Here is an 8,589-nt window from a genome sequence, read left to right as displayed (position 1 = left end):
GAATCCTGGTGAAAGGCAAATTCATCCAAGAAGCAGGAGGCGGAAAACCCGCGGGCCGTGTCCGGATTGGCCGGCAGGGCCGTGATGCGGCTGCCGCCCGGCAACGTCACCTCCAGGGCCTTGTAGGAGGCCTCGCCCTTCCAGTCATATTCCAGGAAATCAAAGGCCGCGCCGTAGGCCTGGGCGTGGCGCTTGACGCCTTCGTCCATGGCCTCCTTGGCCTGGCGCTCCCCGCGGGAGAGAATGACCCAGCGCTCCCGCCAGCCCTGGGACGCCGCTTCCAGGCAATCGTCCACGATCTCCAAGGTTGTCGTGAACGTCTTGCCCGTCTGGCGTGCAAGCATCCCGATCTTGAACCGGCTTTTGTCGCCGATCCATTGGCGTTGATAGGGGTAGAGCTCCAGGGCTGGCATGGATTACCCGGACTATCCGGACAGGCCGTAAACCTGTTCGCGGATCATGGCCAGGACGTCCGGGGAGAGCCCGGCCTTGTGCCCGGCCTGCTGCAGGGCCTCGGCCGCCCGCGCCCGTTCGCGTTCCAGGATGCGCGCCGCCCGCTTCTCGTTCTCGCTGGCCGCCCGTTCCAGCTTTTCCACGGCAATGGCCAGCTTCATGAGCAGGGCCGGCGTGGCCCCGCCTTCCTCTTCGGCCAGCCCCAGGGCGCAGTCAAAGGCCAGGGTCCGCAACACTTCATTGAGGAGGTTGCCCACCTCGCCGGCCGGCTGGGAGCCCAGCTTGCCGATCCACATGGCCGCCACCTCGCGGCTTTGCTGCAGGCGTTCCCCCACCACGGCCATGCTCCGGGCGTAGCGGTTCACCGCGCTCTTGGAGATGCGCTCGGCATGGCCTTCCTCTGCCAGGATGGCGTTGATACGCGCCGTGGCCTCCAGCTGCGTCACCCGCGGATCACGCAGCAGGGCCTGGAGCTGTTCCTTGATGTCCGGCGGCAGGCGGTCAATGGTCGAGGGCTGGGGCATGCGATTCCCCCTATTCCCCGGGCAAGGGCCGGGCCACGCCCGGCGCCTCGGCCAACCCCCGGGAAACATCCAGGCCGCGGGGCGTCAGGCTGGCCACGGTCACTCCCGACACAGCCTCACGATTGACCAGGCCAGCCTCGGCCAGCCAGGCCAGGGAGCCTTCGACCTGGTCCAGGGTGCTGGGCAAGCCGGCCTCGCAGCAGCAGGCCTGCAGCAGCGGGGCGTTCAGCCGGTAGCCGGGCTCCAGGGCCAGCAGGCGCAGCAGGTCCAGCCGGCGGCGCTGCTCCACGGTGGTGGCGTAGGTGTTCATGCGTTGCGCTCCAGGAGGAAGGTATGCATGGTGGTGAGCAGTTGGCGGTTGGCCCGGGATTCGCCGGCCAGGTCGTTCAAGGTGGTGTCGATGCGGTTCATGCGCTCGTAGACCTTGCCCAGCTCCGTGTGCAGCTGGGTCTGGCTGGGCGTGGTGCAGCAGGTGGTTTCCACTTTGGCCAGGCGCGAGGCATGGTCGTTCAAACGCTCTTCAAGGGTGTCTTCCAGTTCCTTGATGCGCCGGTTGGTCACGCGTTCGCGGTTGACCATGTAAATGTAGATGCCCAAGGCCCCGGTAAAAAACGTCTGGGCCAGGTCGATCCAGAACTTGGCGGTGGCGTAGTCCACGGGCGTCGGCCTTACTTGATGGCCTTGGTGGCCACCATGCGACCGGCAATGGCCACCACACCGCCCAGGGCCGAGGCCACGCCCACCACGGCCTCCACCAGCTGGGCCTGCTCCTCGGGCGACAGGGCATAGCCCGCCACGCTGGCGGCCCCGGCCAGCACGGCCACCAGGCCGCCCCAGAAGGTCTTGGATGCGAACAGGGGTTTGACGGTATTGAAATCAGCCATGGGGATGCTCCTTGTGTGTGGGTGGAAGGTTACTGGGAGGATGCCGACCGGCAGCGCGCATACGCCGCGGCCAGCTTGGTGTCGTACTTGTTTGCCGCGTAGCCCGGCCCGTTGTAGCGCCGGGCGAATTCAGCCCAGTCCAGCCGCTGCAGGGGGGCGACCAGACTCGCGGCACGCAGGTAGGCGCAAAAGGCCTCCAGCTGCCGCGCCTCGCTTGCCTCGTGCGCAGCCACGAAGGCCTGCACCGTCTCGAATCCGCAGGACCGGTGATTGAAGCCCATGATCTGAAACAGCCCCCAACTCGCCGAACACAACGCCGCCTCAACGTGCAGCGCCTTGGCCTGCGCCAGACGGGCATGCTCCGCCGCACCGCCCTTGTATTTCGACCGGTCCCACTTGCGGTACACGATGCCAGGGTGCGCCACGGACAGGGGCTCGGGGGCGATGCCGCGCCGCTGCAGCTCCCGCCAAAAGACATGCCCCTCAAACAAGATCTTCGGCCGGCCGTCGGGCAGAAATCCGCGGCCCGAGGACTCCACGGCCACCACGGCCCGCACGGCGCACGCCTCCACCCCCAGGGCGGCGGCTGCGGCGGCAATGTCGGCATCGGTCAGGGGAGTGCGCATGAGACCTCCAGGCAAATAAGATGCAGCAATGTGCAGACGCTACCCCTGGCGGACCAAAAAAAACGGCCTGACACGTGTCAGACCGAAGCGGGCCGAAGCAAGCGGGGCAAGGAAAGGGGACGGGGTCAAGGCGCTGGGGATGTCCCGGGCAGCACGGCCGCAGGATCCACGCGCCGGCCCTGGCGGTCCGTGGCGCGCACCTCCCCGCCGGGCGTCTGCTCGATTCTCCCCAGCGCCCGGCCCTGGCCGTCCCGCAGGATCACGCCGTCCCCCTGGCGGGTGTAGGTTCCAGTGGTCCTCCCCTGGCCGTCCACCATGCGACCGGCGTCCGCCGCCTGGGCGGCCTGGGCAGCAGCAGGCAGGGCCAGGAGCAAGGAGAGGATCAAGGCGATGGTGGTGCGCATGGCGGCCATCCTATGTGGAGTTGGGCGAAAAAGGAAGGCCCTGCCCCCTGATGGATCAGGGCCTTCCCCCATATGCGTTATGCAGCCAGGCTGCCGGGCCGCCGGCACGGCGGCAGGCCCTTGGCCAGGGTCAGGGTTTCCTCAAGAGCCATCACCACGCACTGCAGCCCATAGGCTTCCTCAGGGGCCAGGGGCTCCAGGGCCACCCGCTCCGCCACGGCTCCCAGAAAGGCCGCCACGCTGGCAGCCCGGTCCAGGGCATCCTGGCACGTGTCCGTCGGGCGCAGGTAGTTCATGCCCTGGCCTCCATGGAAAACAGGGCCTGCGCCAGTTGCGCCCCAAAGGGCTTTTCCTTCTCTTGCTGGGGGTCGATCAGCCCCAGGGCCTCGGCCTGGCGCAGGATTTTGCGGATCGTGTCCTTGTGCAGGCCCGTCAACCGCGTGATCTCCCACCGGGCCAGCCCCATCTTCGCGTACCGCCCCACCCGCAAGAGCAGCTGCCGCCGCTCATCGGGCAGGGCCAGGAGCCCGGCCACCCGCTCCCGGTGCGTGGCCTCCAGGGCCTGCCGTTCCGCTTCTGCCTGCCGCAGGCGCTGCACCAGGGACGTTTTCACGGCCGCTTCAAGGGCGTTGAAGGCAGCGATGTAGCCTTCCTTCCAACGCATGGCCTCCGGGCCGGTGTAGCCCATCACCAGCATACTGAACCCGTCGCGGGTCAGCAGACACATAGGAAGACTGCGACCAAAAGAATCGATGTAGGAGGTGAATCCAAAATTGGAGGCACTAAATGATTCCGAACAGTTAACGGAAATTTCGCGAATGTCGCGCAACACATGGCCGTGCTGCTTGCCGAAGCGCTCGGCAATTCGCAGGGAAGAGACCATGGGCTGGTCGCCGTGGAACTCCAGGTCGCGGGTCACATCAAGGGGGATCAGGTCAGACATGGGAACCTCTCTAGATTTCTGATGAACAAAAAGCCGGGCGCTCAGAACCGCTAGAGGCGGCGGACGTATTCCCCCTTTCGGGGTATTGTATTCGGTCCACACCCGGCGTTGAATGCAGCGGTGCCATTGGCGCAGATGGCCAATGGGCGCAAAAAAACCGCAAGGCTGACGGGTGCGGTGTCCGCTCTAGGAGTTCTGAGGCTCCGTGCGGAAAGAGTTGCACCCGATGCGGGAAAATGTCAAGAGCCTTGCATGCTGGCTCGTCAATGCCGCACACCCTGTAGCTATCGGAGGAGACATGCTTCCACTTCGCAACTTGGCCGTCTCGCTGGCCTTGTCCCTGGCCTTGGCCGTAGGCGCTGCGGCCATGCTCCACGCCGCCGGGGCAACGTACCACGGCAACACTGAATCCGGCATCTTCCATATCCAGGGCTGCAAGCACTTCAACTGCAAACGCTGTACAGCCGTCTTTGAATCCCGCGATGCAGCCATTGCCGAAGGATACCGTCCATGCAAAACCTGCAAACCATGACGCGGCTGCTTGTTTTCCTGCTGTTGCTTTTGCCGGCCTCTGCCTGGGGCTGGTCCGGCGTCGTCTCGTACATCCCCGATGGTGACACCATCCACGTCACACTGAACAATGCCACGACAATCAAGGTGCGGTTGTACGGGATCGATTGCCCGGAATCTGCCCAGCCTGGAGGCTTCGAGGCGACGCAATTCGTCCGGGCCAAGGCCTACAACGCGGTGGTTGAAGGGGAAACGGTGGACGTGGACCGGTATGGTCGGCAGGTTGCCCTGGTCTCCATTGACGGCAAAAGCCTCAATGGGGAGATCGTGGAGGCCGGGCACGCTTGGGTCTACACAAAATATTGCACCATCGCCGTCTGCAAGCAATGGGACGCAAGCGAGGCTGCCGCGAGGGCAACGAGCCGCGGCCTTTGGGCAGAGCCTGATCCCACCCCGCCGTGGGAGTGGCGCAGGCGGAACAAGTGAACGAAGCCGGGGCAACCCGGCTTTTTTAACGCTCACGATGCCACCCCCGAAACCAGGCAGAGGCTGCGCCACTCGCGAAACGAGGGCATGGCCTCGAAGAGGTGCCGGAGCGCGGGCGGGGCTTCTTCCTCGAAGGTGAAGAGCTCGGCAACTTCTTCGTCAGTAAAGCGTTCGCACACGCCATCTTCCGAGGCGTCCCAGCCAATCCACCGCCAGCGAAGGCCCAGGTGGAATTCAAGCATGCTCGGGTCAAACCATTCTTTGAGCATGTACCACGACTGCATAGTCTGCACGTGCAAGGCCTTGCGATAGCAGGTCATTCCCCAGCCTCCATGAGGATCTCCCGCATGCGCTCGTGCGTTTTTGGCGCGAACCCAGTAGGGAACTCATCCACAAGCAGGGCCTCAAGCTCCTCCCAGTGGGCCACCAGGGCCGCCCATTGCGGGGAGACGTCGCACATCAGGGGCAGCTTTTCCCGGAACCCCGGCACCGTCTCCAGCAGCAGCACGCAACGTCGGAAATCAGCCGGGTCAAGCGGATGAAACCTCCACCACTTCTTGTCCCGGCCCAGGGCGTCAACGCCCGTCAACCGGGTGAACAGTGCATTCGAGGACAGCCCGCGCTCGCCGTTGGCAAGCCATTGGATGGCTTCCATGGGGAGCGAAGCGAATTCGTTGCCATTGCTCATTTCTGTGCCTCCAACCGTCTAAACATGAACACCTTCCCGCCGGCTTCCATGGCCAGGATGCCATCCTGGCCGATGGTGGCCCGCACGGGCTTGCCATCGGCGCGGAGCTGAAAGACCAGGCCGGCGTCTGTCTCGGCCACGTCTTCAACCAGCAGATCCCGGGCGAAGGCCCGGCCGTGGATAAAGCCGTACAGCCGGCCGCCGCCCACGTCGAAGCGGACCACATCCTTGCAGCCGGGAGATGGCCTCCGCCAGGTCCCTGCCAGCCGGCCCAGGGCGTCAGTCATCAAACAGGCTCCCCTGCCGGGGGCCGGCCTCCCGTGCCCGGGCCAGCACCCGGCGCACCGTGCGTTCGGTCAGGCGCAGGTCCAGGGCCACATCCCGCGGCGAGGCGCCGCCGGCCACGCGCTCCACGATTTCGGCGTCCCGGGCCTTCCGCACGGCCTCGGTGCCCAGGGGCACGTTGCACAGATAGTCGCCGCCATAGATGGCCGCCAGGCGCGCGGCCTCCGGCCAGCCCATGATCCGGGCGATGGGATGCCCCGGCCCGATGTGCCGCGGGATGTACAGCCGGGCCACCCCGCCGTAGGCCTCCATCAGCCGCAGGCAGGCCTCGCCCCCGCCGGGACCGAGCTCTTCGGCCAGCGCCCGCAGGGAGGCCGGCAGCCAGCGCGTCCGGTGCGAGGGGTCGCTCAGCAGGGCAGACGGCCGCGGCATCAGGACTGCCTCCCACCGTGCCGCCGATTGTGCACCGAGAGTGCGCCCACAACTTTGCGCAAATCCTCGGGCGTGGCCCATTCCATCTTTTCCACGCCGGTCATCTTTTTGAGCAGGCCCTCGGCATACGAGAGGGGCACAAAGCGGCCTTCGTCCTGCCCCTTGGCGGCCAGCAGGGCTTCGATTTTGCGCAGGAGTGGCGCGGTGCCGCGGCCCGTCTTCACATCCGTCGGTTTTTTAGACGGCTTGAACCCGAGCTGGCGGAACTGGTCCAGCAACAACCCCAGCTGCGCCGGGGTCAGGTCTTTGGCAGACCCGACGCCAAACCGATCCTGCAGCAGGTTGCGGTACACATCGTCATCCAGCCGCAGCTTCTGCTTGGCCACGTGCACCAGGGCCAGGGCCTTTCTCTTGTCCTGCGGGGCATGGGTGGGGCCATGTGCGGCAGCGGTTCTCGTGCGCTTCATTTCGGTTCCTCCAGCGTCTCGTACAACACGCGCGCCACCTCATACCGCGCCAGGGCACGGGTGACGGCGTCTAGGGATTCGTCAACCTGGGCGGTCAATTCCGCCAGCCCCGCGCGCATGCGGTCGCGGGCAACGGCCAGCTCGGCCTGGGCGGCGCGTAACGACAACGTCGCCCGGCGAAAGGCTTCGATGGATTCGGCGGGAATCAGGGGCACAGCGCCCGCAGGCTCCGGCGCGGCAACCGGCGCGGCAACACGCGCCGGCATGGCCTGCCAGGCCGGCAACGGCTCAGGCTGGGCAAAGCACAGCCGGTCCACTTCCTGGATCACGTCCTCGTCAAAGCAGTTCAGATTCAGGCCGTCCATGCTACAGCTCCTTCACCACCCAGGCCTGGCTCATTATTGCTTCACCAGGGTATGGCCTTGCACTTTGCAATCTGCCCGCAACATTTGATGCGCTGCGCGGAATCCCTCCCGCGTCAAAGGGAAAATGTATGAGAGTTCGGCTGCCTCAAAGGCCTCGAGGTCAAATTCACCCATTCTGAAATAGGGAGATTCGTCCAAAGGCATGGCGACAAGATACCCCACCAGCCCATCACGGGGCGTGATCAATCCGGCGAATCCGCAACGCTCGGGGTCGATCCGCCACATATCCATGCACATTTCCATACTGCTCTCCTTTTGGCTGCTCATCAGGGCCGGGCACCACCGCCGGCCGACGGGAGGAGACCTCCCGTTTCGCTTACGGATTCACCGCCCCCTTCAGCGCTTGCGCCAGATTGAGCTTCACCGTGTTGCTGGCGGCAATCTCCAGCGGCGCGCCGGTCTTGGGATTGCGCCCCATGCGAGCGGCGCGCTGCTGCACTTCCAGCTTGCCCAGGCCCGGCAGGGGCACCCTCTCCCCACGGGCCAGGGTTTCAGTGGCCACCGCGGCCAGGGCGTCCAGCACTTGGCCGATGGCGGTCTTGGTGATATCTCCGGCGAACTTGTCCTTGATGGCGTCGATGAGCTGTGCTTCGGTCATGATGATTTCCTTCTTCTTCTCTTGGGTTATGCGTCGCTCAACGTCAGGGGGATGTTGCGATAGCTGCCGTCTTCCTGACGTTCGAGAATCTTGAAGTGCGTTTTGCTATCCACCACGCGCAGGCTGTCCTTGATGGCCTCCATGGCCCGAGTCCAGCGGTCGTCTTCAAAGGTCAGGCGCAACAGGCTCAAGACCTTTGCCCGCGAGAGCATGCCATTGCCGTCGTCCTGGAAGGCCGCGTCAATGATGGTCTTCACCTGCGGGGACACGCCGGAGGTCCATTCCGTCAGGCAATCCTGGACCAGGGCCTGCGCCGCCTTGATGCGTTCGTCGAACTCCACCCGCTCCTGAATGACGCGTTCGACTTTGTACCGGCCGTCAAAGGTCGGCAGGCTGACATTGCCTTTGCTACCACCGCGTTTGACGCCGTACTCCTCGAATGCCAGATCCACGAAGGCGGCCACATCGCCGGACACCCTGGCCTTGAAGTCCCGCAGGGCCTGGCGCAAGGCCAGGGCATCTGGGATGATGGACCGGACCAGGTCATCGCGGGCCATGTCCAGGGGTTTGATGTTCTTCACGTGTACCAGATTGCCGCGGGCATCCTGGCGAAAATCGGCCATGTCGGTCTGGGGTGTCGCTCCGTAGGCCGCCTGTTCCTCACTCATGCCGTCACCTCCTCTGCTTCCATGTTGGCTCTGTCCGTCGTTTCCAGGGCATCCACATGCTTGGCCAGCTGCACCAGCCGTTCCGCAATATCCCTGGACTCGCGTATCAGGTTGGGGTCGCTGCTCCAGCCCTGCAGCCGCTGCACGGCAAAGGCCGTCTCCATGATTTCAATAGCGATTGACATTGCAACACTCC

At 65.0% G+C, this 8,589-nt stretch carries 21 protein-coding genes and 1 other RNA gene; 2 read left to right on the top strand and 20 right to left on the bottom strand.

The window, feature by feature from the left end:
* The 9 genes from ACYQ00_RS06450 to ACYQ00_RS06410 form a co-directional block, all read right to left on the bottom strand.
* A partial coding sequence (locus tag ACYQ00_RS06450; RefSeq protein WP_460031310.1) for a terminase large subunit domain-containing protein occupies nucleotides 1-413 on the bottom strand: 413 nt, incomplete at its 3' end.
* Between the two features lie 12 nt (nucleotides 414-425).
* Nucleotides 426-977 carry a DUF3486 family protein gene (locus ACYQ00_RS06445; protein WP_460030556.1) on the bottom strand — a complete coding sequence of 184 codons (552 nt, stop codon included), beginning with the start codon at nucleotides 975-977 and terminating at the stop codon, nucleotides 426-428.
* A gap of 10 nt (nucleotides 978-987) precedes the next feature.
* Complete coding sequence (locus ACYQ00_RS06440) at nucleotides 988-1,287, bottom strand: VpaChn25_0724 family phage protein (protein ID WP_460030569.1); 300 nt, start codon at nucleotides 1,285-1,287, stop codon at nucleotides 988-990.
* The gene (locus tag ACYQ00_RS06435; protein WP_460030554.1) at nucleotides 1,284-1,634 is read right to left on the bottom strand and encodes a DUF2730 family protein; all 351 of its coding nucleotides are present in this window, start codon (nucleotides 1,632-1,634) and stop codon (nucleotides 1,284-1,286) included. Before ACYQ00_RS06435 ends, ACYQ00_RS06440 begins: the two co-directional genes overlap by 4 nt.
* An 11-nt stretch (nucleotides 1,635-1,645) precedes the next feature.
* Nucleotides 1,646-1,861: a hypothetical protein gene (locus tag ACYQ00_RS06430; RefSeq protein WP_460030553.1), complete on the bottom strand. Its 216-nt coding sequence runs from the start codon at nucleotides 1,859-1,861 to the stop codon at nucleotides 1,646-1,648.
* Nucleotides 1,862-1,890: 29 nt separating this feature from the next.
* Complete coding sequence (locus ACYQ00_RS06425; RefSeq protein ID WP_460030552.1) at nucleotides 1,891-2,487, bottom strand: N-acetylmuramidase family protein; 597 nt, start codon at nucleotides 2,485-2,487, stop codon at nucleotides 1,891-1,893.
* Between the two features lie 125 nt (nucleotides 2,488-2,612).
* On the bottom strand, nucleotides 2,613-2,891 hold the full coding sequence (locus ACYQ00_RS06420; RefSeq protein WP_460030551.1) for a hypothetical protein: 279 nt from the start codon (nucleotides 2,889-2,891) through the stop codon (nucleotides 2,613-2,615).
* A gap of 77 nt (nucleotides 2,892-2,968) precedes the next feature.
* The gene (locus ACYQ00_RS06415) at nucleotides 2,969-3,187 is read right to left on the bottom strand and encodes a hypothetical protein (protein WP_460030550.1); all 219 of its coding nucleotides are present in this window, start codon (nucleotides 3,185-3,187) and stop codon (nucleotides 2,969-2,971) included.
* Nucleotides 3,184-3,834 carry a Rha family transcriptional regulator gene (locus tag ACYQ00_RS06410; protein WP_460030549.1) on the bottom strand — a complete coding sequence of 217 codons (651 nt, stop codon included), beginning with the start codon at nucleotides 3,832-3,834 and terminating at the stop codon, nucleotides 3,184-3,186. The genes ACYQ00_RS06415 and ACYQ00_RS06410 overlap by 4 nt, the downstream gene beginning before the upstream one ends.
* Before the next feature lie 298 nt (nucleotides 3,835-4,132).
* Here ACYQ00_RS06410 and ACYQ00_RS06405 point away from each other — a divergent pair, with 298 nt between their 5' ends.
* Complete coding sequence (locus ACYQ00_RS06405) at nucleotides 4,133-4,366, top strand: Ada metal-binding domain-containing protein (RefSeq protein ID WP_460030548.1); 234 nt, start codon at nucleotides 4,133-4,135, stop codon at nucleotides 4,364-4,366.
* Nucleotides 4,345-4,830 carry a thermonuclease family protein gene (locus tag ACYQ00_RS06400; protein WP_460030547.1) on the top strand — a complete coding sequence of 162 codons (486 nt, stop codon included), beginning with the start codon at nucleotides 4,345-4,347 and terminating at the stop codon, nucleotides 4,828-4,830. The genes ACYQ00_RS06405 and ACYQ00_RS06400 overlap by 22 nt, the downstream gene beginning before the upstream one ends.
* Nucleotides 4,831-4,862: 32 nt before the next feature.
* On the opposite strand, the gene ACYQ00_RS06395 is transcribed toward ACYQ00_RS06400, so the two are convergent.
* The 11 genes from ACYQ00_RS06395 to ACYQ00_RS06345 form a co-directional block, all read right to left on the bottom strand.
* Nucleotides 4,863-5,150 carry a hypothetical protein gene (locus ACYQ00_RS06395; protein ID WP_460030546.1) on the bottom strand — a complete coding sequence of 96 codons (288 nt, stop codon included), beginning with the start codon at nucleotides 5,148-5,150 and terminating at the stop codon, nucleotides 4,863-4,865.
* Nucleotides 5,147-5,518, bottom strand: a complete 372-nt coding sequence (locus ACYQ00_RS06390; RefSeq protein ID WP_460030545.1) for a hypothetical protein — start codon at nucleotides 5,516-5,518, stop codon at nucleotides 5,147-5,149. Before ACYQ00_RS06390 ends, ACYQ00_RS06395 begins: the two co-directional genes overlap by 4 nt.
* Nucleotides 5,515-5,805: a hypothetical protein gene (locus ACYQ00_RS06385; protein ID WP_460030544.1), complete on the bottom strand. Its 291-nt coding sequence runs from the start codon at nucleotides 5,803-5,805 to the stop codon at nucleotides 5,515-5,517. Before ACYQ00_RS06385 ends, ACYQ00_RS06390 begins: the two co-directional genes overlap by 4 nt.
* Nucleotides 5,798-6,235, bottom strand: coding sequence for a hypothetical protein (locus tag ACYQ00_RS06380; protein ID WP_460030543.1), 438 nt, complete (start codon nucleotides 6,233-6,235; stop codon nucleotides 5,798-5,800). Before ACYQ00_RS06380 ends, ACYQ00_RS06385 begins: the two co-directional genes overlap by 8 nt.
* Nucleotides 6,235-6,702 (bottom strand): gp16 family protein, encoded by a 468-nt coding sequence (locus tag ACYQ00_RS06375; RefSeq protein WP_460030542.1) that lies wholly within the window; start codon nucleotides 6,700-6,702, stop codon nucleotides 6,235-6,237. The genes ACYQ00_RS06380 and ACYQ00_RS06375 overlap by 1 nt, the downstream gene beginning before the upstream one ends.
* The gene (locus tag ACYQ00_RS06370) at nucleotides 6,699-7,067 is read right to left on the bottom strand and encodes a hypothetical protein (protein WP_460030541.1); all 369 of its coding nucleotides are present in this window, start codon (nucleotides 7,065-7,067) and stop codon (nucleotides 6,699-6,701) included. The genes ACYQ00_RS06375 and ACYQ00_RS06370 overlap by 4 nt, the downstream gene beginning before the upstream one ends.
* A 33-nt stretch (nucleotides 7,068-7,100) precedes the next feature.
* On the bottom strand, nucleotides 7,101-7,370 hold the full coding sequence (locus ACYQ00_RS06365; RefSeq protein ID WP_460030540.1) for a hypothetical protein: 270 nt from the start codon (nucleotides 7,368-7,370) through the stop codon (nucleotides 7,101-7,103).
* Between the two features lie 10 nt (nucleotides 7,371-7,380).
* An RNA gene (locus ACYQ00_RS06360) (hammerhead ribozyme type II) lies at nucleotides 7,381-7,445 on the bottom strand.
* Nucleotides 7,444-7,725: an HU family DNA-binding protein gene (locus ACYQ00_RS06355; RefSeq protein ID WP_460030195.1), complete on the bottom strand. Its 282-nt coding sequence runs from the start codon at nucleotides 7,723-7,725 to the stop codon at nucleotides 7,444-7,446. The genes ACYQ00_RS06360 and ACYQ00_RS06355 overlap by 2 nt, the downstream gene beginning before the upstream one ends.
* A 26-nt stretch (nucleotides 7,726-7,751) precedes the next feature.
* Nucleotides 7,752-8,393: a DUF3164 family protein gene (locus ACYQ00_RS06350; RefSeq protein WP_460030539.1), complete on the bottom strand. Its 642-nt coding sequence runs from the start codon at nucleotides 8,391-8,393 to the stop codon at nucleotides 7,752-7,754.
* The gene (locus ACYQ00_RS06345; RefSeq protein WP_460030538.1) at nucleotides 8,390-8,578 is read right to left on the bottom strand and encodes a hypothetical protein; all 189 of its coding nucleotides are present in this window, start codon (nucleotides 8,576-8,578) and stop codon (nucleotides 8,390-8,392) included. Before ACYQ00_RS06345 ends, ACYQ00_RS06350 begins: the two co-directional genes overlap by 4 nt.
* Between the last annotated feature and the right edge of the window lie 11 nt (nucleotides 8,579-8,589).

The organism is Megalodesulfovibrio paquesii, assembly GCF_054653055.1.
Note: the sequence above shows the minus strand (reverse complement) of the source record. Positions and strands in the feature narration are given on the sequence as shown.